Here is a 23,823-nt window from a genome sequence, read left to right on the forward strand (position 1 = left end):
GATGCTCCGACCTGGGAGAATTACATCGTCGCGCAGTGCGTCCAGGCCGCGCTTGGCCTCATTCCGATCAACACACTCGCTGTCGCGGGTAACTACCGACGGAACGGCTGTCACACTTCACTTCCAGGTTTCAGAGTTGACCGACGGCGATGATGAGGACGTCTCGGACATCGAAAGCAATCTGCTGGGTGGTGTCGCACGCCGAAGTACGGTGACCGCCTCGAGGTGGTTCTCTCCGGCCGTGCGCTCACCGACAGCTGCTCCGCAGATCGCATCGGAGGCGGCGATTCCCGCGAGCACGGCGAGCGACCCGATCAGGTTCGCCTTCGATTCGATTCCGGCGTCGTCGGCAAGCGTCTCGATGAGTTCTGCTGCGGCGACGAATGCGCGCGCGTGAGTGGCTCTCGTCGTGACATCCGTTCGAGTTATCCGCTGAGCTCTCGCGCTCATGACGCGGAGCCGACGGCAAGCCAGGCTCGCGCGCGACAACCCATTTCGCCATCGAACCTGACGGTTCGTACCCGATACCGAAAGGATGGAACCCATGAGACTGGATCTCGAAGAGAGCTCGATCACGCGAGTTTCGTTCGATTTCGCCGTGACGCTCCTCCTCTCCAACGGTGCCGAGATGCGAATCGAAACAGAGGGTGTATTCACCCCACCGATCGGCGACGAAGTCGGATTCGACCCGGAGGACGCCCGGCCGGTGGCTGGGGTTCTGCTTGGACTCCTCAGGGAGGATGTGTCGCTCGCCGAGGCAGGGGACCATGGAGCCCTCCGCATCCGAACCAAGACGGGCATGGAGGTCAACGTCGTCTCAAGCCCCGACTATGAGGCTTGGGGGATCGTTTGGCCTGATGGGCGTCGAGTGATCTGTATGCCCGGAGGCGAACTCGCCATCTGGGACCTCCCCGAGCAGCATGAGCGCTCGGACTCCCGCTGACCCTGCGTTAGGCTCGCACGCAGTGACACGGGGTGCCGCGACCGCGCGGCTGAGATCACACCCGTCGAACCTGATCTAGCTCGTACTAGCGAAGGGATGTCGCGATGCAGACGCGCGCACTCACCGACCCTGCCCACCTGACCGCCGCGAGCGTCGACCTGCTCGACGCCGTGCGCGCCACGACTCCGTTGGTGCACAGCATCACGAACGCGGTGGTGACGAACTTCACCGCGAACGTGCTGCTCGCGCTCGGCGCGGCCCCGGCGATGGTCGACATCACCGAGGAGTCGGGTCTGTTCGCCGGCGTGGCGGGCGGCCTGCTCGTCAACCTCGGCACGCCGACGCCCGAGCAGCGGGCCGCCGCGCGCGAGGCGGTCGTGGGCGCGAACGCGGCGGGCACGCCGTGGGTGCTCGATCCGGTCGCGATCGGCGTGCTGCCGGTGCGCACCGCGCTCGCGCACGAGTTGGTCGCTGCGCGCCCGACGGCGATCCGCGGCAATGCGTCGGAGGTGCTCGCGCTCGCCGGTGCCGGCGCCGGCGGGCGCGGCGTCGATGCGGCCGACACGACGGATGCCGCAGCCGATGCCGCAACGCACCTCGCGACGGAGTTCGGCTCGGTCGTCGCGGTCTCGGGCCCCGTCGACCTCATCACCGACGGCGTGCGCACCGCTCGCCTCGCGAACGGCGACGCGCTGCTCACCCGGGTGACGGGCGGGGGTTGCGCGCTGGGCGCGGTGACGGCGGCGTTCCTCGCCGCGGCGCGCGGCACCGGGCATGACGCGTTCACCGCGACGGCGGCCGCGACCCTCGTGTACACCGTCGCGGCCGAGCTCGCCGCGGTCGACGAGACGGGCGCACCGGTCGGGCCGGGCACGTTCGCGGTGCGGTTCCTGGATGCGCTCGCCGCCGTCGACGGCGCGCGGGTGCTCGAGCGCGCGCGGGTCGCCACGGCTTCGAGCGGGTCGGATGCCACAGGCCAGACGGATGCCACGCCGCAGGCGGATGCCACGCCGCAGGCGGATGCCACAGGCCAGACGGATGCCACGCGGCAGGCCCCTGCGACCGGCGGAGCCGAACCCTCCGGCGAATCCGGTGACGCGGCGTCGGCGGCGGTGCCGGCGTGAGCTCGCGGCATCCGTTCGACCTGTCCCTCACCCTCGTCACCGACGCCGCCCTGTGCGGCGAGCGCGGCGTCGCCGCGGTCGTGGCCGAGGCGGTCGCCGGCGGTGCGACCATCGTGCAACTGCGCGACAAGCTCGCGTCGACCGAACAGCTCCTCGAGCAGGTCGCCGAACTCGCGGGGGTGATCGACGGGCGCGCGGCGCTCGTCGTGAACGACCGGCTCGACGTGGTGGTCGCGGCGCGCGAGCGCGGCATCCGGGTCGACGGGGTGCACCTCGGGCAGAGCGACGCGGCGGTGCTCGCCGCACGCGACGCGCTCGGGCCCGACGCGATCGTCGGTCTCACGGCGAACACGCGGGCGCACCTCGATGCGGTCGCGCGGCTCCCCCGCGGCACGGTCGACTACCTCGGGGTCGGCGTCATCCGCCCGACCTCGACGAAGCCCGACCACCCGCCGGCGCTCGGCGTCGACGGCTTCGCCGTGCTCGCCGCGGCGACCGACGTGCCGTGCGTCGCGATCGGCGGGGTCGGCGCGGCGGATGTGCCGGAGTTGCGCCGTGCGGGCGCGGCCGGCGTCGCGGTGGTGTCGGCGATCTGCGCCGCACCCGATCCCCGTGCGGCGGCCGCGGAGTTCGCCGCGAGGTGGGCGGCGAGCGCGGGAATCGAGGCGGACGGAGGCAGTCCGACCGCGTCGGGCGCTCCTCGACCGGCGGGCGGTGTCCCGCGGGTGCTCAGCATCGCGGGCAGCGACCCGTCGGGCGGGGCGGGCATCCAGGCCGACCTGAAGTCGATCGCCGCGGTCGGCGGGTACGGCATGGCGGCGATCACGGCGCTCACCGCGCAGAACACGCGCGGGGTCCGGGGCGTGCACGTGCCGCCGGCGACGTTCCTGGCCGACCAGCTCGACACGATCGCCGACGACATCGAGGTCGATGCGGTGAAGATCGGCATGCTCGCGAATGCCGAGGTGATCGACACGGTCGCCGCGTGGCTGCGTCGCATCCGCCCGCCGGTCGTCGTGCTCGACCCCGTGATGGTCGCGACCAGCGGCGACCGGCTGCTCGACCCGGACGCCGAGCGCGCGTTGCGCGACCTGCTGCCGCTCGCCGATCTGGTGACGCCCAACGTGGCCGAGCTCGCGGTGCTCGCCGACGCCGAACCAGCGACCACTTGGGCGGGGGTCATCGCCCAGGCCGAGACCGTCTCAGCCGGGTTCGGCGTGCGGGTGCTCGCGAAGGGCGGGCACCTCGACGGCGCGACCGCACCCGACGCGCTCGTCGACGCGGCGGCCGCCACGATCGTCGAGTTCGACGGCGAGCGCATCGCCACGACCGCGACCCACGGCACGGGCTGCTCGCTCTCGTCGGCACTGGCCACGCTGCGCGCCTCGCTCGGCGCGTGGGAACCCGCCGTCGCCGAAGCGCGCCGGTGGCTGCGCGAGTCGCTGCGGCACGGCGAATCGCTCGCCGTCGGCGGCGGCCACGGGCCGGTGCATCACTTCGCCGGGCTGTGGTCGCGTGGTGGGCTCGCCACCGCACCGACTCCCGCCGAGGTCGAGGCCGAATGGTGGGCCGAGATCGCCGACGTGCGACGCGCGATCGACGAGCTGCCCTTCATCCGTGCGCTGGCCGACGGAAGTCTGCCGCGGACGGCGTTCGAGGAGTACCTCGCGCAGGATGCGCACTACCTGCGGGTGTACTCGCGGACGCTCGCCGAGGCATCCCGGCTCGCCCCCGACGCACCTGCCCAGGCGTTCTGGGCGGCCGGAGCGCAACGCTGCCTCGACGGCGAACTCGCGCTGCACCGCGACCGCCTGCACGACCTGCGCGGACCGCGCGACCAGCGTGCCCGGCCCTTCGAGCCGAACGCGGCGAACACCGCGTACCTCGACCACCTCGTCGCGAGCGGCTCGCGCGGCGGGTACGCCGAACTGATCGCGGCCGTGCTGCCCTGCTACTGGATCTACGACGACCTCGGTCGCCGGCTCGTCACCGGCGGGTTCGGCCCCGAGGCGCTCTCGCCGGAGCATCCGTACGCCGACTGGCTCGCCATGTACGGCGAGCCGGCCTTCGAGCTCGCCACCCGGCAGGCGATCGACACGGTCGCGGCCGTCGCGTCGCGTGCGACGCCGGCGGTGCGTGCCCGGATGCTGCGCGCGTTCCGCCGCTCGGCCGAGCACGAGCTGGCGTTCTTCGCGGCACCCTGGCCCGCCGACCGGATCGAGGTCGACGCGTGACCCGCCGGGGTGGCGGCCTCGCGCTGGCCGCCGCGGTGTCGGGCACGGCGTTCGAGTGGTACGACTTCTTCCTGTACGGCACGGCGGCGGCGCTCGTGTTCCCCACGCTGTTCTTCCCGGGCGAGGACCCGTTGACCGGGATCCTGCTCAGCTTCGCCGTGTACGCGACCGGGTTCATCGCGCGCCCGCTCGGGGGTCTGGCCGCAGGCGCGTTCGGCGACCGGTACGGGCGACGGCGCGCACTGAGTGCGACGCTCTGGGTGATGGGCCTCGCGACCGCCGCGATCGGCCTGCTGCCCGGCTACGCCCAGATCGGCATCGTCGCGCCGCTGCTGCTCGTCGCGCTGCGGTTCGTGCAGGGCATCGCGACGGGAGGCGAATGGGGCGGTGCCGTGCTGATGGCGCTCGAGCATGCGCCCGACCGGCGCGGGCTGCGCGGCGGGGTGGTCGCGAGCTCGGTCTACCTCGGGCTGATCCTCGGCAACCTCGCCTTCGTCATCGCGGTCGCCGTGCTCGACGAGCAGGCCCTGTTCGCGTGGGGGTGGCGGGTGCCGTTCCTCGCGAGCCTCGTGCTCGTGGCGATCGGGCTCGTGCTGCGGCACCGCGTGGCGGAGTCGCCCGAGTTCCTCGCGGCGGTCGCGGCCGACACCGGACGCGACGGCGGGCGCGTCGGCGCGCACCCGATCGCCGACGCCCTGCGGCAGCCGCGCAACGTCATCGCCGTCGCCCTGGTGCGCATCGGGCAGAACGCGAGCTTCTACGTGATCTCGGTGTTCTGCCTCGGCTACGCGGCGACCGTGCTCGGGATGCCGAAGTGGGTGACGCTCACCGCGCTGCTCACCGGGGCCTCGGTCGCGGCGCTGCTGTGCCCGCTGTGGGGCGCGATCGGCGAGCGGATCGGCGCCGCCCGGCTGACGGCTGCGAGCCTCGCCGGTCTCGGGGTGCTCGCGGTCCCGCTGTTCCTGCTGCTCGACACCGGCGTGGCCGCGCTCGTGATCGCCGTCGTCGGACTCAGCATCGGCATCGTCAACGCCGCAGCCGATGGCGTGCAACCGGTGTGGTTCGCGAGCCTGTTCCGCACTCGCACGCGCTACTCGGGGATCTCGATCGGGCGCGAGGCCGGTGCGATCATCGGCGGCGGGCTCACGCCGCTCGCCGCCACGGCGCTCGTGGCGTGGACCGGTCACTGGTGGCCGGTCGCGGCGATGATGATCGTCGCGGCGGCTCTCGGCGTGGTCGGCGCGATCATCGCCCGACCGGTCGGGTCGGCACCGGAGGTCGCGGACGCGCGGTCGGGCACGGGCGCGGGCACGGGCACGGGGCGCACAGCGGGGGACCTCGCAGGGTCCCGGGTTCAGGCGGGGCTCGGCACGACCGTGTCGCCGACGGCGATCTCGCCCGTCGTCTCGGGGGCGAGCCAGACGCCGAAGTAGGTCTTGCCGTTGCGGCGCCGGTGCTTCGCGAGCGTGCGGATCGGCTCCTTGCCGCGGACGAGGGTGACCGGGTCGATCGTCGTCATCACGCAGCGGTCGCACACGCCGACGACGCGGAAGCGCACCGGCCCGAGCTCGACGTGCGACCACGTCTCCTCGGCGAACGGCTCGTGGCCGTCGATCACGACGTTCGGGCGGAACCGCAGCATGTCGAGCGGCGGCGTGCCGTCGTCGGTCCAGCGGTCGAGCTGCGCGAGCGATGCCTCGCTCGTGAGCAGCAGCGGCCCGACGTCGGCGAGGCTCACGTGCTCGCCGGGCAGCCCGCCGTGCGCAGGATTCACGGGCCGCCTACGCGGGTCGGGCTGCCATACCAGCCGCACCGGCTGCCCGATCCGGGCGCTCAGCCAGGCGTCGGCCTCGTCGCCGGCCGGCAGCGCCTGGCCCTGCCGTGAGATGCCCACCGGGATGGGTGCGGCATCGACGGGCGGGTCGACGCGCAGCGGGGCATCCGGCAGGAGGGCATGATCGGATGCTCCGCCGCCCCCGAGCAGGACGCCGCCGTCGGCGAGCGTCTCGGCGGTGAGTCCGAGCATCCCGTTGCGCTCGCGAGCCGTGACCGTCGCGCCGTCGTGGTCGACGACGGCCCAGCGGCGGTCGCCGGCGAGCCCCCAGGGCTCGACGCGCGCCGAGCGCACGTCGGAGCCGGCGAACGACTTCACCGGGTGCACCCGCAACCTCGTGACCTGCATCCGTCCACGCTAACGCGGCGCGCCCCCGCCGACGCCCGCACCGCGGGTCGCGCGGCGGGGGCGCGGACCGGGCCTCAGGCTGCGAGCAGCAGCAGCGTGTCGATGACGCGGTTCGAGAAGCCCCACTCGTTGTCGTACCAGGCGACGACCTTCACGTGGCGGCCGTCGACGCGGGTGAGCGCGGCGTCGAAGATCGACGAGTGCGGGTTGCCGGTGATGTCGCTCGACACCAGCGGGTCGTCGGAGTACTCGAGCACCCCGGCGAGCTTGCCCTCGGCGGCCGCGCGGTAGGCCGCGAGCACCTCGTCCTTGGTGACGTCCTTGGACACCACGGTGTTCAGCTCCACGATCGAGCCGACCGGAACGGGCACGCGGATCGAGTCGCCCGACAGCTTGCCGTCGAGGTTCGGCAGCACGAGGCCGATGGCCTTCGCCGCACCGGTCGTGGTCGGCACGATGTTGACGCCGGCGGCGCGAGCGCGACGCGGGTCGCGGTGGGGGCCGTCCTGCAGGTTCTGCTCCTGCGTGTAGGCGTGCACGGTCGTCATGAAGCCGTGCTCGATGCCGGCGAGGTCGTCGAGCACCGCCGCGAGGGGGGCGAGCGCGTTGGTGGTGCACGACGCGTTCGACACGATGGTGTGCACCGCGGGGTCGTAGGCGTCGGTGTTCACGCCGTAGGCGAGGGTGACGTCGGCGCCGTCCGCGGGTGCGCTGACGAGCACCTTCTTCGCGCCGGCGGCGAGGTGCGCCGAGGCGGCCTCCTTCGAGGTGAAGCGGCCGGTGGACTCGAGCACGATGTCGACGCCGAGCTCGGCCCACGGCAGGTTCGCGGGCTCGCGCTCGGCGAGCACCTTGATGCGCCGGCCGTCGACGACGATCTCGTCGCCCTCGACGGTCACGGTGCGGCCGAGCCGGCCGAGGGTGCTGTCGAACTTCAGCAGCTGGGCGAGCGCCTTGGGTTCGGTGAGGTCGTTGACGGCGACGACTTCGAGGTCGACGTCGCGCTCGAGCAGGGCACGGAGCGTGTTGCGTCCGATGCGGCCGAATCCGTTGATGGCGATGCGGGTCATGTCGGGAGGTTCCTTTCGAATCGACCTGACGATGTTCGCCCGCCTCCGCTCTCGGCGGAAGTGGCGCGAGCGTCAGCATCCGAAAGGATCACGCCACGGCGCTGCAGCGAGGCATCCGCCCGTTCAGCGGTAGGAGTAGAACCCCTCGCCGGTCGCGACGCCGAGCTTGCCCTGGTCGAGGTAGCGCTCCTTGAGCAGCTTCGCGAACGCCTGCTGCTGCGGCCCGCCGGCCGCCGAGATGTGGTACGCGGTCGTGAGGCCCACCACGTCGAAGATCTGGAACGGCCCCATCGGCGCGCCGGTGCCGATGCGCCAGACGGCGTCGACCGCCTCGGGCTCGGCGATGCCCTCGACGAGCAGGTCGCCGGCGGCGTTCAGCAGCGGCACCAGCAGCGAGTTGAGCACATAGCCCGACTTCTCCTTCTTGAGCTCGATCGGCACCATGCCGATCGACTCGGCGAATTCGACGACGGCGCGGGTGACGGCCGGGTCGGTGGCGGGCGTGCCCATGATCTCGGCGGTGTTGTGCACCCAGATCTGGTTCGCGAAGTGCAGGGCGAGGAAGTTCGCGGGGCGACCGGTGAACTCGACGAGGTCGCTCGGCAGCAGCGTCGACGAGTTGGTCGCGAAGATGGTGCGCGACGGTGCGAGCGCCCCGAGCTTGGTGTACACCTCGCGCTTGAGCTCGAGCTGCTCGGGCACGGCCTCGATCACGAGGTCGGCGTCGGCGACGGCGTCGGCCAGGTCGGCGGTCAGGGCGAGCCGCCCGATCGCGGCGTCGGCCGCACCGTCGGCGGCGCCGTCGACCTCGGCGCGGTAGGTCGCGGCGAGCTTGGCGAACCGCTCGCGGGCGGCCTCGAGCGCCTGGTCGCTGACGTCGTACGCGGTCACGTCGTAGCCGCGGTAGGCGGTCTGGTACGCGATCTGCGAGCCCAGCACGCCGGTGCCGAGCACGGTGATGTGCTTCATCAGGGGGTCCCTGTCCTCTCGTGGAGTGTTTCTATCGGGCGGATGCCTCGTGGCGGGTCTCACCCGAGGCATCCGGGTCTGCGGGGGCGGCGTTGAACCGCGCGAGGTCGCGGGCGAACCGGGCGACGTCGGCGTCGCTCCAGTCGGCGAGGGCGGCGTCGACGACGCGCTGCAGGATCGCGACGGTCTCGTCGTAGGCCCGGCGCCCGGCGTCGGTGAGCTCGAGGGGCTGCCCGCGGCCCGGGCCGGGCGCCTCGCGCACGAGGCCCAGGTCGATGAGCGCGCCGAGCTGGCGCGAGACGGTCGAACGGTTGAGCCGGAACTCGCGCGCGAGGTCGACCGACCGGCTGCCCGGGTTGTCGACGAGGTAGGCGACGATCGACTGCTCGGTCATCGAGAGCACGGTCGGTGCGGTTCGGGCGTCGGCGACGCCGCGCCGCGAGATGAGCATGAGCGCATGCAGGATGCCCGAGGCATCCGTCGATCGCGTCGGCATCCCGACCTCCCCACGTTCGGTTGCGTTATGCAACGTTACGCTGTTCCGTTGCATTCCGCAACACAAAGGTGCCCCATCACGCTCCGCCCACGGCGGATCCGCCGACGGGGGAATCCGTGGCATCCGCGGCATCCGACCGCGCACGCTGGGGACATGACCGACGCGACCATCCCACCCAACCCCGTCGACGCCGACCTCGCGGCACGGCTCTTCCACCGCCGGATCGTGATGCTCGGCGAAGAACTCACCCAGGCCGGCGGCAACCGCATCGTGAGCCAGCTGCTCACCCTCGCCGCGGACGACCCGCGCGAGGACATCGCGCTGTGGATCAACTCCCCCGGCGGGTCCGTGCCCGCGATGCTCGCGATCATGGACGTGATGCGGGCCATCCCGAACGACGTGTCGACGCTCGCGATCGGCATGGCCGCGAGCGCCGGGCAATTCCTGCTGTCGGCCGGCACGCCGGGCAAGCGCACCGCGCTGCCGCACGCGCGCATCCTCATGCATCAGGGATCGGCCGGCATCGGCGGCACTGCCATCGATGTCGAACTCCAAGCCGAAGATCTGCGATACACGCGCGACACCGTGCTCGCGCTCATCGCCGAGCACACCGGCCAGCCCCTCGAGCGCATCACCGAGGACTCGCAGCGCGACCGCTGGTGGAACGCGCAGGCCGCCGTCGAGTACGGGTTCATCGACCGGGTGGTCAGCGACGCCGCGGAGATCTACCCGGCGCCGCCGGCGCGCATGGTGGGCATCGGGCTGCCCGACGACACGGCGACGAGGCATCCGCTGGCCGCCCGAACCGAGGGAGCGTTCGCATGAGCACCTACACGATCCCCTCCGTCGTCGAGCGGCGCGCGGGCATCGAACGCTCGATGGACGTGTACAGCCGGCTGCTCTCCGAGCGCATCGTCTACCTCGGCACCGAACTCGACGACGGCGTCGCGAACGTGCTCATCGCGCAACTGCTGCACCTCGAGTCCGAGAGCCCCGACACCCCCGTGAGCCTGTACGTGAACTCGCCGGGCGGGTCGCCGCAGGCGGCGCTCGCGGTCTACGACACGATGCAGCACATCAGACCGGATGTCGCGACCATCTGCGTGGGGCAGGCCGCGGGCCCGGCCGCGGTGCTGTTCGCGGGCGGTGCGCCCGGGTTGCGGTCGATCCTCCGGCACGGGCGCGTGATCCTGCACCAGCCGTCGATCCAGGGGCAGGGCGCGATCCCCGACCTGATCATCCACGCCGACGAGGTGGTGCGGGTGCGCGCCGAACTGGAGGCGGTGCTCGCGCACGATACGGGGCGCTCGATCGAGCAGGTGCGGCGCGACACCGATCGCGATCTGATCCTGCCGGCCGAGGCGGCGGTCGCCTACGGCATCGCCGATCACCTGGTCGCCGTGCGGCGGGACGGGCTCGCGCTTCCGCTGGTCGAGTAGCGACCGAGGCGACCGCATCGAGACCCGCCGACCCTGAGATCGCGGCCGAGGCAGCTCACGGGGTCTCGCGGCGCTCGCCGGCGCTCGCCGGCGCTCGCTCCCCACCGGCGGGTCTCAGGCGGCGAGCATGGCCGAGGGAGCGCCGAGCGCCGGCGGAGACGTGATGCCCTCGCCGGCCGGCCCGACGCTCGTCGGCAGCACGATCACCCGGCCGACGGACGGAGCCTCGCGCCGTTCGGTCGCGAGCATTCGCGCGACGCCGGCGGTGAGGTCGGCGAGGTCGAGCCCGAGCGCCTCGCCGACGGCGCCGAGCACCTCGCTCGACGCCTCCTTGCGGCCCCGCTCGACCTCGGACAGGTGCTGGATCGAGACGCCGGCGCGGCGGGCGACATCGGCGAGCGTGCGCTCCTGCTCGAGCCGCTCGCGTCGCAGCAGCGCGCCGACGGCCTCGCGCCAGAGCGCCCGACGCGGGCGAAGGCGCGGTGCGGGAGGTGCGGTCGACTCGGCCGACGGATGCCACGTGATACTCGCCATGGCGAGAGGCTAACCCTGCACCCGCGCCGCCGTCTGCCCCGATCCGCTCACAGCGGAACGGTCGGCGGCCGAGCCCGCCGAGCCGGTCGAGCCGGCCCACCGCCCCGACCGCCCCGCGACGGCGAGTGCCGATCCCGCGAGCACGACGACGCCGGCGGCCAGCACGGGCAGCGCCTCGATGCCGAGGCCGTTCACCGCGGCCGACGAGAGCGCGGCCCCGATCGCGATGCCGAGGTTGAACACCACCGGGATGAGCGCGCCCGCCAGATCGCGGCGCGACGGCCCGGCCAGGCGCAGCACGAGGGTCTGCGCGAGCGGCGGCACGGCACCGGATGCTACGCCCCACACCAGCACGACGATCACCGCGAGCGCGGTGCTCGCACCGACGAGCACCAGCGCCGCGATCGCCGCGGCCGTGACGAAGGTGGCGCGCACCAGTGCACGACGGGTGTCGGCGAACCGGCCGGCGACGACCACGCCGATCGCCGACGCGACGCCGAATGCGAACAGCATCGCGCCGATGCCGCCCGGCACGCCGGGCACGTCGACGAGCCGGGTGACGAAGGTGTACGCGCCGTAGTGTCCGACGAGCAGCAGGGCGACGAGCGAGATCACCACGACGACGGGCCGGATGCCGCGCCCGGCGTCGGCGGCCGCGCGAACGCCGCGCTCCGAGGCATCCGTGCCGCCGCCGACCGCGACGGCACCGTTCGTCGCCGCGCGCTCCGCGACATCCGCGACCCGCGGAGTCTGACGCACGACGAACCGCACGAGCACCGCCGCGATCGAAGCGGCGACGGCGAGTCCGCCGAAGGCGGCGCGCCAGCCGATCGCATCGGCGACCACCGCGCCGACCGGCGTGCCGAGCACCGTGCCGAGGGTGGCGCCGCCGAGCACGACCGAGACCGCTCGGCCGAGGTCGCGGTCGGCGACGAGGTCAGCGGTGTGCGCGTTGCTCGTGGCCCAGAGCAGGCCGACGGCCAGGGCGCCGACGAGTCGAGCGGCGATCACGTCGGGGTAGGTGTGCACGAGTGCGGTCGCGGCGGTCGAACCGGCGAGCGCGACGAGGCTCCACACGATGACGGCGCGGCGATCGAAGCGGCGGGTCAGGCGTGCGAGCGGCAGGCTGCCGACCACGACCACGCCGGCCCAGATCGAGACGAGCAGGCCGATCTGCGGTTCGGTCACCTCGAGGCCGGCGCTCATCCACGGCAGCACCGCGGTGGGCAGCATCTCGGCGGTCACCATGACGAATGCGGCAGCGCCGAGCACGACGAGCGACGGCCAGGGGAGTCGGCTGGGAGCCTCCGCGGGGAGGCGGGTCCTACGGCTGGTGCGGTCCATGTTCCGACGCTAAACTCTGACATTGATGTCAATGTCAAGGTCTCGATGCGATCGCATCGAACCGAGTGGACCGGAGGGCCCGTGAAGATCGGCGAACTCGCCGAGCGCGCCGGCGTCTCGCCCCGCCTCGTGCGCTACTACGAGCAGCAGCAGTTGCTGACCCCCGAGCGGCAGCCGAACGGCTACCGCGCCTACGACGAGGCCGATGTTGAACGCGTGCGGCGCATCGCCGGGCTGGTGCAGTCGGGCCTGCCCACCCGGCTCGTGAAGGAGGTGCTCGTGCTCGAGGGCGTGGCATCCGAGAGCCGCCCGACGTGCGCGCGCGGGGTGGCCGAGATGCTCGCGACCGAGCTCGCCGGCATCGAAGAGCGCCTGGCCTGCCTCACGCGCAGCCGCGACACGATCCGCGACTTCCTCGCGCGCACCGAGCACGCGGCGCTGATCGAGCAGGGCGTGCACTGACCGTCGCACCCGCACGCGGTTCGGGCGCGCGGGTCAGCGTTGGAACGTGTGCCGGTACTCCATCGGCGAGGTGCCGAGGATGCGGTGGAAGTGCAGCCGCAGGTTCGCTCCCGTGCCGAGCCCCGCCTGCGCGGCGATCTGCTCGATACCGAGGTCGCTGCGCTCGAGCAGTTCGCGGGCGAGGTCGATGCGCGCCCGCAGCACCCACTGCATGGGCGTGTAGCCGGTGTCGTCGCGGAACCGCCGCGAGAAGGTGCGGGCCGACACGTTCGCGTTCCGGGCGAGATCCTCGAGCGTGATGGGGTCGCCGAGCCGGGCGATCGCCCACTCGCGGGTCGCCGCGAACCGTTCGCCGAGCGGCTCGGGCAGCGCGCGCGGCACGTACTGCGCCTGCCCGCCGCTGCGGTAGGGCGCGGCGACGAGCCGCCGCGCGACGTGATTCGACAGCGCCACACCGTGGTCGCGGCGCACGAGGTGCAGGCAGAGGTCGATGCCCGAGGCCGCACCGGCCGAGGTGAGCAGCGCGCCCTCGTCGACGAACAGCACGTTCTCGTCGACGCGGACGAGCGGATGCTTCGCCTGCAACTGCTTCGTGTAGTGCCAGTGGGTGGTGGCCCGGCGGCCGTCGAGCAGGCCGGTCGCGGCGAGCGCGAACGCGCCGGTCGAGATGGCTGCGAGCCGGATACCGCGGGCGTGCGCCGCGCGCAGGGCGTCGACGACCGCGGCCGGCGGGTCCTCACGGTCGGGGTGCCGGTACCCGGGGACGAAGATCGTCTGCGCCCACTCCAGGGCCTCGAGTCCGTCGGCGACGTGGTACGAGAGCCCGTCGCCGCCCGTGACCAGGCCCGGGGTCGCCCCGCACACGCGCACCTCGTACGGCATGCTCGCCCGGGTCGTGAAGATCTGCGCGGGGATGCCGACGTCGAGCGGCTTCGCGCCTTCCAGGACGAGCACGGCGACCCGGTGGTTCCGTCGTGACATCCGAGCCTTCCCGATTCGACGACCGCTTGCGATCGCAAGGATACCGACACCTCCCCTCCCCCTCGGAGCCGACCGCCGCGAGGGTAGCACGCCGGAGGCGCCCCAGTCCGGGGGTCATTCCCCGTTTCGACCATGACGAGCGGGGGCCCCGCCCGTACAGTCGAGCTGACCCGATCCTCGTCGGACCGATCGCGCAACGGTCCGTGTCGTCCGTCGCACCGCGGATGCGCTGTCGCATCATCGGAGCCCCCGGACCGACGGTCGCCTGTGCGCGCACCCCCCGCCGACCTCGTCGGCGCGCATGGAAGGACACTGCATGAAGCGCACCATCGCCGCGTTCGCCGCGGGCGTGCTCGGCGTCGGCATCGCCGTCGCCGGCGTCGTCGCTCCCGCGACCGCCGCACCCGAGAGCCCGTCGAACCTCGTCACGGGCTCCTGCAACGTGCTCGACGTCGACCTCGGCGGTTACGCCGTCGAACCCGGCGCCGACGCCGTCTACGAAGACGTCGTCGTGACCCCGGCCGTCGCCGAGGTCAGCCACACCGACTACGAGTACCAGCGCTTCCTGCTCGGCATCATTCCGCTCGACGATTTCCGCTGGACGCACAAGTGGGCGGGCGAGACCGACGTCTACGACTGGAACGTCTACAAGTACACCGGCAAGACGAAGAAGCACGTCGAGGTCAAGGGCAAGGCCGCGGTCGTCGAGCAGCGTCTCGTCGCGGACGCGGTCCCCGCGAACCCGACCCCGAACACCGTGACCGTCGAGATCGACGGCGCGGTCGTGAACGACGCCGTCGCGTTCGGCGAGTCGTACGGCGACTCCATCCCGCTGGAGAAGGGCACCGCCGGCACCGACACCTACGGCACGCACTCGTACCGCGTGACGGTGAGCGCGTACCAGGGCGTCGGCGTCGCGGCGGTCGAGTCGGTCGTGGCCGAGGGCACCACCTCGTGCGCGACCGGCGAGTTCGCCGCGGCCGGCGCGATCGACGTCGAGACGACGTGCGGCGCCGCGATCGTCACGCTCACGAACGACGAGCTCGCCGCCGACCGGGTGAACGGCACCTATTCGGCCATCGTCTGGATCGACGGCACGCCCGCCGACTTCCTCGCGGTGTTCGAGAACCTCGACGTGCAGACGAACTACAGCTTCGCCGAGGACACCGGCGAGCACACCGTCGAGGTGCGCACCGGGCCGGCCCACGGCGACCGGCTCCTCGCGACGGCGACGGTCGACAGCGACTGCGTCGAGAACCCGGGCGGCGAAGAGCCCGGCGGTGAAGAACCCGGCGGCGAAGAACCGGCCGACCCGACGCTGGACGTCACCGGCTCCCTCATCGCGGGCGGCGCGATCACCGTCACCGGCGCCGGTTTCGCCCCCGAGACCGAGTACCAGGTCGAGCTGCACTCCGACCCGCAGTCGCTCGGCACCGTGACGACCGACGCCGACGGCGCGTTCTCGCTCGCCGGCACGATCGCGAGCTCCACTCCGGCGGGCGCGCACCGCGTCGTCGTGCTGCTCGACGGCACTGAGGTCACCGGCACCGACGTGACCATCGCCGCGGCTGCGGCTCCGGCCGCGACGGACACCGCCGCGACCGACACCGCGGCGACCGGCACGACCGCCGCGCCGGGACTCGCCGCGACCGGGTTCGACGCGGGTGCGTTCCTGGCGCTCGCGGCGGCCCTGCTCGCGGCTGCCGGCGTCGCGTTCGGCGTGCGCCGCACGGCTCGCGCCCGCGGCTAGCGATTCCTGCTCCACAGCACGGGGCCCGCGGCGATCACTCGCCGCGGGCCCCTTCGCCATGCCCTCGGGGAGCGCGACGGACCGGATGCTCCGGACGCGCGCCTACTCGTCCCGCTCGAGGAATTCGGCGACGGTGCGGTCGAACTCCGCCGGATCGGTCGCGAATCCCAGGTGCACGGGCATCGTCGCGAATTCGGCGTCGGGCAGGTTCACGGTGACCCAGTGCGCGGCGGCCTCGGCCCAGTCGTCGCGGGCGATGAAGAGGGTCGGCACCTGCTCCGAGGCATCCGCGGCGACCTGCGCATAGTCGCTGGTGAGCCCGTCGGCGCCGGTGCTGAGCGCGACGTGCTCGGGGGTCTGCAGGCCGAGCTCGACGATGCGCGCGATGTCGGGGTCGTCGAGCGCGGCGTCGTCCCGTCCGATCATGTAGGCCGCGTAGCCGGTCCAGAAGCCGACCCGGTCGTCGATCATCGCGCGCAGGAACGCGACCAGGCCTTCGTGAGTGAGTTCGGCCTCGCCCCACTCCTCGGTTCCGGGCAGCGCGGGCGCCTTCGGCGTCTCGTCCACGAGCACGAGCTTCGAGACCCGGTCGGTGCCGAACTGGCGCACGTACGAGAGCACGTCGAAGACGCCGAACGACCAGCCGAAGAGCACCGCCTCCCGGATCCCGAGCGCGTTCAGCAGCGCGTCGAGATCGAGGCCGCGCTGCGCGAACGTGTTGCCGGTGAGCGGTTTCGTCGATCCGCCCTGCCCGCGGGGATCGACGGCGATCACCTCGAAACCGCGGTCGGCGAAGTCGGCCAGCTGGTGCACGAAGAAGTCGGCGGTGCACGTCCAGCCGGGCAGCATCACGAGGGGCGTCCCCGATCCGGCGCGCAGCACCCGCAGGATCACCTCCTCGCCGAGCTCGACGAGTTCTTCGCTCACGGACTCGGGCAGAGGCGGCAGCAGCGCGGTCATGGGTCGAGTCCAGCAGAGCGGATGCCTCGGGGCAAGGAGTCCGGTCGTTCGGATGCGGTGGTCCGCGACGGCTCGGTGCCGCGCTGCGCGGCGAGTCTCGATACGCGCCCTCCTGCGTCGGGCACTACTCGACCGGCGGCAGGCCCGGCACCCACACCCGCATCTGGGACGGGCCGCGCTCGGCCCAGGCGTGATACGGCACGAGCGGCACCTCGGCACGCGCGCCGGTGCGCCGGTCCACGATGGTCGCCGCGACCCCGCCGTCGGGGAGGTCGCGAGGCGGGGCGGTCGGGTCGACGTGCAGGTCGGCGAAGTCGGATGCCGCGAGCACCGTGCCGTCGAGGTCCACGGTCTCGAGCGCGAAGACCTCGGGACCGCGTTCGACCACGAGACATCCGCGCACCGCGTCGATGCGCGGGTCGGGTGACGTGAACCGCGGGGCCACCGGCAGCGAGAGCTCGACCTCGTCACCGGCTGCCCACGCCCGCTCGCACGAGACCATGCCCGGCCCGGCGGGCATCCGCTGCTCGAGCGCCTCGCCGGCGGGCCGAAGCACGAGTGCCGCCCCCGTCGCCCAGGCCGGGACCCGGAGCGAGAGCCGCCACGGCGTCGGTGCATCCGCCAGCACCCGGACGACGATGCGACCGTCCACCGGGTACCCGGTCTCGACCTCCAGCGCGACCTCGCGCCCGTCGTCGAGCCGGGTGCGCACGGTCGACGGCGCGTACTGGTGCAGCTGGATGCCCGAGGCATCCGCGGTCGCGAGATACCCGGCGAGGCTCGCGAACGTGCGCGCCGTGTTCGGCGGGCAGCACGACACGTCGAACCATGGCGCCCGCAGCGACGAGTGCGCCCGAGGCGAGACCGCATCGGGGTCGGCGGGGGCGCCCGGCACGCGCTGGTGCAACGTGTTCGCGTAGTAGAACGCACGGCCGTCCTCGGCGGGCGAGGTCTCGACCACGTTGAACAGGGTGCGCTCGACCAGGTCGGCGTACTTCGCATCGCCGGTCGCGAGCAGCAGGCGCCACGAGAACATGACGGATGCCACGCCCGCACACGTCTCGGAGTAGGCCCGGTCGGCCGGCAGCTCCCAGTCCTCGCCGAACGCCTCGTCCTGGTGGTGCGAGCCCTGCCCGCCCGTGACGTACGTGCGGCGCTCGACCGTGGCATCCCACTGCCGTGCGAGCGCGTCGAGCAGCCCGTCGTCGCCGGTCTCGACCGCGACATCCGCCGCGCCCGCCGCGAGGTAGTTGGCGCGAACCGAGTGGCCGCGCAGCGCGCTCGCGTCGCGCACCGCGACGTCGTCCTGGTAGTACGAGCGACCCCATTCGATGTCGGCGAGCGTGCCGCGGCCGTGGCGTTCGACGAACAGCGCGGCCTGCGTGAGGTACCGCGGCTCCCCCAGGGCGCGACCGAGCTCGGCGAGCCCGACCTCGACCTCGGCGTGCCCGCAGATGCGCTCGATGCCGCCGTCGCCGAACACCTCGCAGACGAGGTCGGCCGCACGCCGGGCGATGTCGACGAGGCCGTCGTCGGCGTCGGGCCGGGTGCGGTGCCGGGCCACCGCCGCTTGGAACAGATGCCCGAGGCAGTACAGCTCGTGCCCCCACTCGAGGTCGCTCCAGCGCGCGCCCTGCCCGGGTCGGCCGAATCGGGTGTTCAGGTAGCCGTCGGGCTCCTGGGCCGCGGCGACCCGCGCGACGATCGCACGGAACCGGGCTTCGAGGGCCGCGGCGCGCTCCGAGGCATCCGGGTCGGTGAGCGCACCCAGCCGCCCGAGCTCCCACGCGACCGCCTCCAGGTACTTGTACACCTCGGAGTCGCTGAACTCGCGGCCACGCCGCCCCTCGGGCAGGGTTCCGGCCGCCGCGAGGTCGAAATTGCCGAGCCAGCCCTCCCGCTCGAGCCATCCTTCGATGTGGTCGAGGGTGTTCGTGCCGTTGACCTCCTGCCGGCGATGCCAGAAGCCACCGGTGATGCGCACCTCGTCGAGGCCGAGGGGGCGCAGCGCCCCTGAGCTCGGCGCGACCGGCACGAGGTGGGCGGTGGTTGCGGTGAGGGTCATGTTCATCCCTTGAAGGCGCCCGACATGAAGCCGCGCACGTAGTGGCGTTGGAGGATCAGGAAGAGCAGGATGCACGGCAGCGCGAGCACGACCACACCCGCCTCGGTGGCGCCGTAGTCGACGACGCCCTGCACCTGGCCGCGCAGGTTCGCGACCGCCAGCGGCAGGGTCATGCGGTTCGAGTCGTTGATGAGGATGAGCGGCGCCATGAAGTCGTTCCACGCGGCGAGGAACGCGAACAGCCCCACCGTGATGAGGCCCGGCTTCACCGCGGGCACGAGCACCCGCCAGAGCACGCTCCACGAGCTGCAGCCGTCGACCATCGCCGCCTCGTCCATCTCGCGGGGGATCGACTCGAACGAGATCCGCATCATGAACATCGAGAACGGCAGCTGGAACATCGCGAGCACGAGCGCCACCCCGACGAGCGAGTTCGACAGCCCCACGGTGTTGAGCAGCACGTACAGCGGGATGAGCAGCGTCGCGTACGGCACCATCAGGATCGCGAGCGTCGCGAGGAACAGCAGATCCTTGCCGGGGAACCGGAACCTGGCGAACGCGTACCCGCCGAGCAGCGACACCCCGAGCGTGAGCGCCACCGTCAGCAGCGACACGAACGCCGAGTTGAACAGGTACACCCAGACGCCCGCCTGGTAGTTCGCGAGCGTGATGTAGTTGCCGAACCCCCACCCGTCGGTCTGGTTCGTGCCGGCCAGCGGCGACACGCTCGATACGGCCGTCCAGATCAGCGGGGAGAGGAACAGCAGGGCGAGCGCGGCCGTCAGCACCCAATAGGGCGTGCGCAGCGCGATGCCCGCGATGGTGGTCGGATGCTTCCGGCGGCCGGCGCCGCCGCCCCGACGGGCATGGTGCGGCGCGACGATCGCGCGCGTCGAGTCGTCACGAGCCGGGTCGGCGGCGGCGGCGCGCGCCGCGCCGGTGCGGGTCAGGCTCATCAGTCCTCCGCCTTCCGGTTGAACGCGCGGATCTGCGCGACGTTGATCACGATGAGGGCGAGCAGCACGATCACGCTGAGCGCACCCGCGATGCCGAGGTCGTTCTGGCCCTGGAAGGCCACGTTGTAGATGAGCTGCACGATCGTGAAGGTCGAGTTGTCGGGCCCGCCCTTGGTGAGGATGTAGAACTGCTCGAACGCGAGCAGCGACCCCGTCACGCACAGCACGGTGGTGAGTGCGAGGGTCGGGCGCAGCAGCGGGACGGTGATGGTGCGGAACGTCTGCCACCGGGATGCCCCGTCGATGCGCGCCGCCTCGTACACGTCGTCGGGGATGCCCTGCAGGCCGACGAGCATGAGCAGCATGTAGAAGCCCGCGTACCGCCAGACGATGAGGAAGATCGTCGACCAGAGCGCACCCTCTGGCGTGCCGAGGAAGGTGAACCCCCACGACTTCATCAGCCCGGCGAAGGGCCCGGCGATCGGCGAGTACAGCACGTAGAACAGCAGCGAGGCGGATGCCAGGCCGAGTGCGCTGGGCACCAGGAACGACGTGCGCAGCAGGCCCTTCCACCTCGTCGACTCCTGTACCAGCAGCGCGAGGCCGAGGCTCAGCGCGAGCAGGATCACCGTGGTGAGCACGGTGTACTTCAGGGTGAACCCGACCGAGTCCCAGAAGAACCGGTTGCTCACCGCATCGGTGTAGTTCTGCGGGAGGTTCCACCCCTGGTTGCCGCCGAGCAGCGGCCAGTCGCTGGCCGACATCTGCACGACGAGGCCGAGCGGGATGAGGAACAGCCCGAGGACGAACAGCGCGGTGGGCAGGGCGTACAGCCAGCCGGCGAGCGCCCCGGTGGCGCGACGGCCACGTCGACGTCGCCGGAGCGCTGCCGGCTGGCTGAGGGTGCTCACTGCTGCAGCACCGCCGTGATCTCGTCGTTGTCGGCGTCGACGGTGTCGGTGCCCTCGAGCACGGCGTTGCGCACCAGCGTCAGCCACGGGCTGTTCGGCGCGTTGAACGCCTGCTGGAAGTTGATCGCGACCGGGGTGTCGCCGTTGCCGGCGACCTCGTTGATCGTGATCAGGCGCGGGTCCTTCTGCGAGTACTCGTTGTCGGCGAGGTCGCTGCGCGACACCACGTCGTTGTCCTTCGCGAGCACGCCGACCTGCGCGTCCTCCGACATCATCCAGCTGAGGAAGTTCCACGCCTGCGCGGCCTTCTTCGAGTCCTTCGACACGCCGATGCCGTCACCGCCGACGAACGTCGACCCGCCGCCCTGCGGCCCGGGGATGCCGGCCACGCCGACGTCGAACGGCGTCGACGAGAGCAGCGTCGCGGGGTAGAACATGAGCCCGACCTTGCCCTCGGTGAACCCGGCCGTCCAGGTGGGGCCGGCCTCGTCCTTCGACGACGGCAGCACCGCACCCGACTCCCAGAGGTCGCGCCACGTGTCGTAGACCGCCTTCGCGGTGTCGCCGGCGAGCAACGACTCGGTGCCGTCGTCGCTCAGCACCTCGTCGCCGTCGGCCCAGACGCTCGGGAACCAGGTGAAGACGAGGCATCCGCCGCAGTTCAGGCCCGTCGCCGTGCCGTAGGTGTCGGGCTTGTTCAGCGCCTGGATGGCCTTGGCCCACTCGGCGTACTCCTCGAGGTTCGCGGGGCCGGCTTCGGCGTCGAGGCCGGCCTCGGTCGCGAGGTCCTTGTTCCAGAACAGCATCGACAGGTCGAGCACGAACGGCAGCACGTACTCCTCGCCGTCGAGCGTGCCGGCCGAGAGGTGGCCCTGGTTGATCTCGTCCTTGAAGTCGAAGCCGTCGATGTTCGCGGTGATGTCCTGGAACAGGCCCTGCTGCACCCAGTTCGGCACGTACACGATGTCGGCCGCGAACAGGTCGGGCAGGCCGTTGGAGCCGGCCGCCGCGCCGACCTTCGCGACGTAGTCGTCGTTCGGCACCACGGTGAGCTCGACCTGGTTCTCGTGCGAGGCGTTGTACGCCTCGACGAGGAGCTTCGCCTGCTTCTCGAGCGGGGCGCGGGTCCAGAGGGTGAGCGTCGAGCCGTCGTCGACGCCGTCGACGCCGGCGTCGGCGAGGCTCGTGCTGTCGCCGCCGTCGCCGCCGGAGCAGGCGGCGAGGCCGACGGTCAGGGCGCCCGCGGCGAGCAGCGCGATCGCACGCGTGCCGCGGCGGATGGGTCGTCTCATCTGTGTTCTCCTAGCTCGTCCTTGAGCGGATCCGCACCGGATCCGGAATGGTGATCGGACCGGCCGCCCGGATGCCTCGCCGTCGACGCCGATCGGAATACTGGCGCCGCACGAGCGAAAACACCGAAATGCCTTTCGGCACGCTACTCTGGGCGATGCGTGGCCGTCAAGAGCCATGTTCCGGTAGCGTTTCAGTGTTTCGGTAGGGAGGTGCCATGGCGCGACCGGAGTCGAACGGCGGCAGCCGAGCCGCGACGCTGAGCGATGTCGCCCGGCTGGCCGGCGTGTCGCTCGCCACCGCCTCGAAAGCGATCAACGGCCGCGACCAGGTCGCCGCGACGACCCGGCAGCGGGTCATCGAGGCCGCGGAGTCGCTCGCATTCACGCCCAACGCGCTCGCCCGCAGCCTCACCGCCGGTCGCACCGGCACGGTGGGGCTGCTCACCAGCGACCTCGAGGGCCGGTTCGTCATCCCGATCCTGATGGGCGCCGAGGACGCGTTCGGCGCCGGCCAGATCAACGTCTTCCTATGCGACGCGCGCGGCGACGCGATCCGCGAGCAGCACCACCTCAAGGCGCTGCTCAACCGACGCGTCGACGGCATCATCGTCGTCGGCCGCCAGACCGACCCGCGCCCGTCGCTCGGGCACGACCTGCCCGTGCCGGTCGTGTACGCGTACGCGCCGAGCGACGACGACACGGATGTCTCGGTCACCCCCGACAACGTCACCGGCGGCCGGCTCGCGGCCGAGCACCTCATCGCGACCGGCCGCCGCCGCATCGCGCACATCAGCGGCGACCCGGCCTACGCCGCAGCCCAGGACCGCACGGTCGGTGTGCAGGCGGCACTCGCCGGCGCCGGGCTGGAGCTCGTCGGCGACGTGCTCTACTCCGAGTGGAGCGAGCATTGGGGCCGCGATGCATCCGCCCTGCTGCTCGCGAGCCATCCCGACGTCGACGGCATCGTCTGCGGCAGCGACCAGATCGCGCGCGGCGTGCTCGACACGCTGCGCGACCTCGGCAAGCGGGTGCCCGAGGACGTCGCCGTGATCGGCTACGACAACTGGGAGGTGCTCGCCACGAACTCCCGCCCCGAGCTCACCAGCATCGACGCCAACCTCAAGCAGCTGGGCCGCGCCGCCGCGATGCGCATCTTCGACGCCATCGACGGAATCGAACCCGACACGGGCGTGCACCACCTGCCGGTGCGCCTCGTCATCCGCGGCTCCACCATCCCGCGGCGCTGAACCGCTGCGTCGAGGAGCGCCCGACGAAGGAGGACGCGTCTGGCCACCAACGGGGAACGCGCATTGCGGCCCCGGGCCGGTCGAGGAGAACTCGGGCATGCAGGGCAGAGACCGGTTCGGCCGTCGAACTGGACCCCGCCGCGATCGAGCTGGCCGAGTTCACCCGCTTCGCCTCGTGGAGGCCGGGCCGGCTCGCCGACCTGTTCGCCGGTGCGGGCGGGCGTGGCGGCGAGCCCGAGACGACCGTCATCGACCTGGTCGCCGAGTTCGCCGACCTCGACGACTCCTGGGCGCCGTTCCTCGCCGGGCAGGGACCGGCCGCCGCGTACGTCGCGTCGCTGGACGAGGCATCCCGGGCCGATCTCCGCGCCCTCGTCGGCGAGCGCCTGCACGCCGACGCCGGCCCCGTCCGGCTGCCGTTGCGCGCGTGGGCGGTCGCGGTCGACGTCTGACCGGCGCTCAGCGCGCCGCGTACACCCACGCGTCGAGTCCCGACGCGAGCGTCACCGGCACGCGCGCGTACTCGTCGACCTCGTACTCGTCGGCGGCCGCGAGCTGGGCTGGCGTGAGTTCGAGCACGGCGCCCTCGACCCGGTCGGTCGGGTCGCCGGTGCGCTCGAGGATCGGATGCTCCGCCTCGCCGCTGAGCTCGACGACCGCGGGATCGGCGATGCGGAGCATCCGCACCCGCCAGCCGACGAGCGCATCGACGCTCGTCGGCAGTTCGCTGCCGAAGGTCTCGCGCTGCACTCGGGGCAGGCGCAGGGTGCCGTATGAGAAGAGCCGTTCCACCACGCTGCGACCCTACCGGCCGGGCGTACGCTGACGGATGGCGCGCCGCCACGGCGGGCCGGAAGGAGGCAT

General features: G+C 72.3%; 22 protein-coding genes, 1 pseudogene and 1 riboswitch. Of the genes and pseudogenes, 9 read left to right on the forward strand and 14 right to left on the reverse strand.

The window, feature by feature from the left end:
- Positions 1 to 117 precede the first annotated feature (117 nt).
- Entirely contained in the window at positions 118 to 450 is a 333-nt protein-coding gene (locus tag MTO99_RS12000; RefSeq protein ID WP_243553867.1) for a hypothetical protein, read from the reverse strand.
- Positions 451 to 544: 94 nt separating this feature from the next.
- Between MTO99_RS12000 and MTO99_RS12005 the strand changes: the two genes are divergently transcribed.
- The 4 genes and pseudogenes from MTO99_RS12005 to MTO99_RS12020 all read left to right on the forward strand — a co-directional run bounded on the left by MTO99_RS12005 (position 545) and on the right by MTO99_RS12020 (position 5,734).
- Positions 545 to 943 carry a DUF6188 family protein gene (locus tag MTO99_RS12005; protein ID WP_243553868.1) on the forward strand — a complete coding sequence of 133 codons (399 nt, stop codon included), beginning with the start codon at positions 545 to 547 and terminating at the stop codon, positions 941 to 943.
- A gap of 18 nt (positions 944 to 961) precedes the next feature.
- Positions 962 to 1,057: riboswitch (TPP riboswitch) on the forward strand.
- Positions 1,048 to 1,890, forward strand: a pseudogene (gene thiM, locus MTO99_RS12010) (hydroxyethylthiazole kinase); the annotation flags it as partial. Its footprint overlaps the riboswitch before it by 10 nt.
- Before the next feature lie 173 nt (positions 1,891 to 2,063).
- Positions 2,064 to 4,301 (forward strand): bifunctional hydroxymethylpyrimidine kinase/phosphomethylpyrimidine kinase, encoded by a 2,238-nt coding sequence (locus MTO99_RS12015; RefSeq protein WP_243553869.1) that lies wholly within the window; start codon positions 2,064 to 2,066, stop codon positions 4,299 to 4,301.
- On the forward strand, positions 4,298 to 5,734 hold the full coding sequence (locus MTO99_RS12020; RefSeq protein WP_243553871.1) for an MFS transporter: 1,437 nt from the start codon (positions 4,298 to 4,300) through the stop codon (positions 5,732 to 5,734). The genes MTO99_RS12015 and MTO99_RS12020 overlap by 4 nt, the downstream gene beginning before the upstream one ends.
- Here the strand turns inward: MTO99_RS12020 and MTO99_RS12025 are convergent.
- The 4 genes from MTO99_RS12025 to MTO99_RS12040 all read right to left on the reverse strand — a co-directional run bounded on the left by MTO99_RS12025 (position 5,656) and on the right by MTO99_RS12040 (position 9,018).
- A complete protein-coding gene (locus MTO99_RS12025) occupies positions 5,656 to 6,483 on the reverse strand; it encodes an MOSC domain-containing protein (RefSeq protein ID WP_243553872.1) in 828 nt (275 codons plus the stop codon). The genes MTO99_RS12020 and MTO99_RS12025 overlap by 79 nt on opposite strands.
- A gap of 74 nt (positions 6,484 to 6,557) precedes the next feature.
- Positions 6,558 to 7,553, reverse strand: coding sequence for a type I glyceraldehyde-3-phosphate dehydrogenase (gene gap, locus MTO99_RS12030; protein WP_243553874.1), 996 nt, complete (start codon positions 7,551 to 7,553; stop codon positions 6,558 to 6,560).
- Positions 7,554 to 7,676: 123 nt separating this feature from the next.
- Entirely contained in the window at positions 7,677 to 8,522 is an 846-nt protein-coding gene (locus MTO99_RS12035; protein WP_243553875.1) for a 3-hydroxyacyl-CoA dehydrogenase, read from the reverse strand.
- A 31-nt stretch (positions 8,523 to 8,553) separates the two neighbouring features.
- The gene (locus MTO99_RS12040) at positions 8,554 to 9,018 is read right to left on the reverse strand and encodes a MarR family winged helix-turn-helix transcriptional regulator (RefSeq protein WP_243553876.1); all 465 of its coding nucleotides are present in this window, start codon (positions 9,016 to 9,018) and stop codon (positions 8,554 to 8,556) included.
- A 153-nt stretch (positions 9,019 to 9,171) separates the two neighbouring features.
- Here MTO99_RS12040 and MTO99_RS12045 point away from each other — a divergent pair, with 153 nt between their 5' ends.
- Entirely contained in the window at positions 9,172 to 9,843 is a 672-nt protein-coding gene (locus MTO99_RS12045) for a ClpP family protease (RefSeq protein WP_243553877.1), read from the forward strand.
- Positions 9,840 to 10,457: a ClpP family protease gene (locus MTO99_RS12050; protein ID WP_243553878.1), complete on the forward strand. Its 618-nt coding sequence runs from the start codon at positions 9,840 to 9,842 to the stop codon at positions 10,455 to 10,457. Before MTO99_RS12045 ends, MTO99_RS12050 begins: the two co-directional genes overlap by 4 nt.
- A gap of 114 nt (positions 10,458 to 10,571) precedes the next feature.
- Here MTO99_RS12050 and MTO99_RS12055 read toward each other — a convergent pair whose 3' ends face one another.
- Both MTO99_RS12055 and MTO99_RS12060 read right to left on the reverse strand, forming a co-directional pair.
- Entirely contained in the window at positions 10,572 to 10,991 is a 420-nt protein-coding gene (locus MTO99_RS12055) for a helix-turn-helix domain-containing protein (RefSeq protein ID WP_243553879.1), read from the reverse strand.
- Between the two features lie 9 nt (positions 10,992 to 11,000).
- Complete coding sequence (locus tag MTO99_RS12060) at positions 11,001 to 12,335, reverse strand: MFS transporter (protein WP_256461011.1); 1,335 nt, start codon at positions 12,333 to 12,335, stop codon at positions 11,001 to 11,003.
- Positions 12,336 to 12,416: 81 nt separating this feature from the next.
- Between MTO99_RS12060 and MTO99_RS12065 the strand changes: the two genes are divergently transcribed.
- Complete coding sequence (locus tag MTO99_RS12065; protein ID WP_243553881.1) at positions 12,417 to 12,797, forward strand: MerR family transcriptional regulator; 381 nt, start codon at positions 12,417 to 12,419, stop codon at positions 12,795 to 12,797.
- 33 nt (positions 12,798 to 12,830) lie between these two features.
- Here MTO99_RS12065 and MTO99_RS12070 read toward each other — a convergent pair whose 3' ends face one another.
- The gene (locus tag MTO99_RS12070; protein WP_243553882.1) at positions 12,831 to 13,778 is read right to left on the reverse strand and encodes a GlxA family transcriptional regulator; all 948 of its coding nucleotides are present in this window, start codon (positions 13,776 to 13,778) and stop codon (positions 12,831 to 12,833) included.
- Positions 13,779 to 14,094: 316 nt separating this feature from the next.
- Here MTO99_RS12070 and MTO99_RS12075 point away from each other — a divergent pair, with 316 nt between their 5' ends.
- Positions 14,095 to 15,528 carry a hypothetical protein gene (locus MTO99_RS12075; RefSeq protein WP_243553883.1) on the forward strand — a complete coding sequence of 478 codons (1,434 nt, stop codon included), beginning with the start codon at positions 14,095 to 14,097 and terminating at the stop codon, positions 15,526 to 15,528.
- A gap of 102 nt (positions 15,529 to 15,630) precedes the next feature.
- On the opposite strand, the gene MTO99_RS12080 is transcribed toward MTO99_RS12075, so the two are convergent.
- From MTO99_RS12080 to MTO99_RS12100, 5 genes are all read right to left on the reverse strand, one after another.
- Entirely contained in the window at positions 15,631 to 16,488 is an 858-nt protein-coding gene (locus MTO99_RS12080; RefSeq protein ID WP_243553884.1) for an alpha/beta fold hydrolase, read from the reverse strand.
- A gap of 124 nt (positions 16,489 to 16,612) precedes the next feature.
- Positions 16,613 to 18,553 carry a glycoside hydrolase family 127 protein gene (locus MTO99_RS12085; RefSeq protein ID WP_243553885.1) on the reverse strand — a complete coding sequence of 647 codons (1,941 nt, stop codon included), beginning with the start codon at positions 18,551 to 18,553 and terminating at the stop codon, positions 16,613 to 16,615.
- Between the two features lie 2 nt (positions 18,554 to 18,555).
- Positions 18,556 to 19,509 (reverse strand): carbohydrate ABC transporter permease, encoded by a 954-nt coding sequence (locus MTO99_RS12090; RefSeq protein ID WP_243553886.1) that lies wholly within the window; start codon positions 19,507 to 19,509, stop codon positions 18,556 to 18,558.
- Positions 19,509 to 20,420: a carbohydrate ABC transporter permease gene (locus tag MTO99_RS12095; RefSeq protein ID WP_243553887.1), complete on the reverse strand. Its 912-nt coding sequence runs from the start codon at positions 20,418 to 20,420 to the stop codon at positions 19,509 to 19,511. Before MTO99_RS12095 ends, MTO99_RS12090 begins: the two co-directional genes overlap by 1 nt.
- Positions 20,417 to 21,712: an ABC transporter substrate-binding protein gene (locus MTO99_RS12100; RefSeq protein WP_243553888.1), complete on the reverse strand. Its 1,296-nt coding sequence runs from the start codon at positions 21,710 to 21,712 to the stop codon at positions 20,417 to 20,419. The genes MTO99_RS12095 and MTO99_RS12100 overlap by 4 nt, the downstream gene beginning before the upstream one ends.
- 215 nt (positions 21,713 to 21,927) lie before the next feature.
- On the opposite strand from MTO99_RS12100, the gene MTO99_RS12105 reads away from it, so the two are divergent.
- Positions 21,928 to 22,959 carry a LacI family DNA-binding transcriptional regulator gene (locus tag MTO99_RS12105; protein ID WP_243553889.1) on the forward strand — a complete coding sequence of 344 codons (1,032 nt, stop codon included), beginning with the start codon at positions 21,928 to 21,930 and terminating at the stop codon, positions 22,957 to 22,959.
- A 459-nt stretch (positions 22,960 to 23,418) separates the two neighbouring features.
- On the opposite strand, the gene MTO99_RS12110 is transcribed toward MTO99_RS12105, so the two are convergent.
- Positions 23,419 to 23,754 (reverse strand): gamma-glutamylcyclotransferase family protein, encoded by a 336-nt coding sequence (locus MTO99_RS12110; RefSeq protein ID WP_243553890.1) that lies wholly within the window; start codon positions 23,752 to 23,754, stop codon positions 23,419 to 23,421.
- Positions 23,755 to 23,823 lie beyond the last annotated feature (69 nt).

The organism is Agromyces larvae, from assembly GCF_022811705.1.
Taxonomy (GTDB): domain Bacteria; phylum Actinomycetota; class Actinomycetes; order Actinomycetales; family Microbacteriaceae; genus Agromyces; species Agromyces larvae.

What these genes read in the sequence shown, in the direction of transcription:
- MTO99_RS12005 (WP_243553868.1), top strand. Translation starts at nt 545, where the DNA reads ATGAGACTGGATCTCGAAGAGAGCTCGATCACGCGAGTTTCGTTCGAT.
- MTO99_RS12055 (WP_243553879.1), bottom strand. Translation starts at nt 10,991, where the DNA reads ATGGCGAGTATCACGTGGCATCCGTCGGCCGAGTCGACCGCACCTCCC.
- MTO99_RS12085 (WP_243553885.1), bottom strand. Translation starts at nt 18,553, where the DNA reads ATGACCCTCACCGCAACCACCGCCCACCTCGTGCCGGTCGCGCCGAGC.
- MTO99_RS12040 (WP_243553876.1), bottom strand. Translation starts at nt 9,018, where the DNA reads ATGCCGACGCGATCGACGGATGCCTCGGGCATCCTGCATGCGCTCATG.
- MTO99_RS12090 (WP_243553886.1), bottom strand. Translation starts at nt 19,509, where the DNA reads ATGAGCCTGACCCGCACCGGCGCGGCGCGCGCCGCCGCCGCCGACCCG.
- MTO99_RS12080 (WP_243553884.1), bottom strand. Translation starts at nt 16,488, where the DNA reads ATGACCGCGCTGCTGCCGCCTCTGCCCGAGTCCGTGAGCGAAGAACTC.
- MTO99_RS12035 (WP_243553875.1), bottom strand. Translation starts at nt 8,522, where the DNA reads ATGAAGCACATCACCGTGCTCGGCACCGGCGTGCTGGGCTCGCAGATC.
- gap (WP_243553874.1), bottom strand. Translation starts at nt 7,553, where the DNA reads ATGACCCGCATCGCCATCAACGGATTCGGCCGCATCGGACGCAACACG.
- MTO99_RS12050 (WP_243553878.1), top strand. Translation starts at nt 9,840, where the DNA reads ATGAGCACCTACACGATCCCCTCCGTCGTCGAGCGGCGCGCGGGCATC.
- MTO99_RS12060 (WP_256461011.1), bottom strand. Translation starts at nt 12,335, where the DNA reads ATGGACCGCACCAGCCGTAGGACCCGCCTCCCCGCGGAGGCTCCCAGC.
- MTO99_RS12075 (WP_243553883.1), top strand. Translation starts at nt 14,095, where the DNA reads ATGAAGCGCACCATCGCCGCGTTCGCCGCGGGCGTGCTCGGCGTCGGC.
- MTO99_RS12100 (WP_243553888.1), bottom strand. Translation starts at nt 21,712, where the DNA reads ATGAGACGACCCATCCGCCGCGGCACGCGTGCGATCGCGCTGCTCGCC.
- MTO99_RS12025 (WP_243553872.1), bottom strand. Translation starts at nt 6,483, where the DNA reads ATGCAGGTCACGAGGTTGCGGGTGCACCCGGTGAAGTCGTTCGCCGGC.
- MTO99_RS12045 (WP_243553877.1), top strand. Translation starts at nt 9,172, where the DNA reads ATGACCGACGCGACCATCCCACCCAACCCCGTCGACGCCGACCTCGCG.
- MTO99_RS12105 (WP_243553889.1), top strand. Translation starts at nt 21,928, where the DNA reads ATGGCGCGACCGGAGTCGAACGGCGGCAGCCGAGCCGCGACGCTGAGC.
- MTO99_RS12000 (WP_243553867.1), bottom strand. Translation starts at nt 450, where the DNA reads ATGAGCGCGAGAGCTCAGCGGATAACTCGAACGGATGTCACGACGAGA.
- MTO99_RS12070 (WP_243553882.1), bottom strand. Translation starts at nt 13,778, where the DNA reads ATGTCACGACGGAACCACCGGGTCGCCGTGCTCGTCCTGGAAGGCGCG.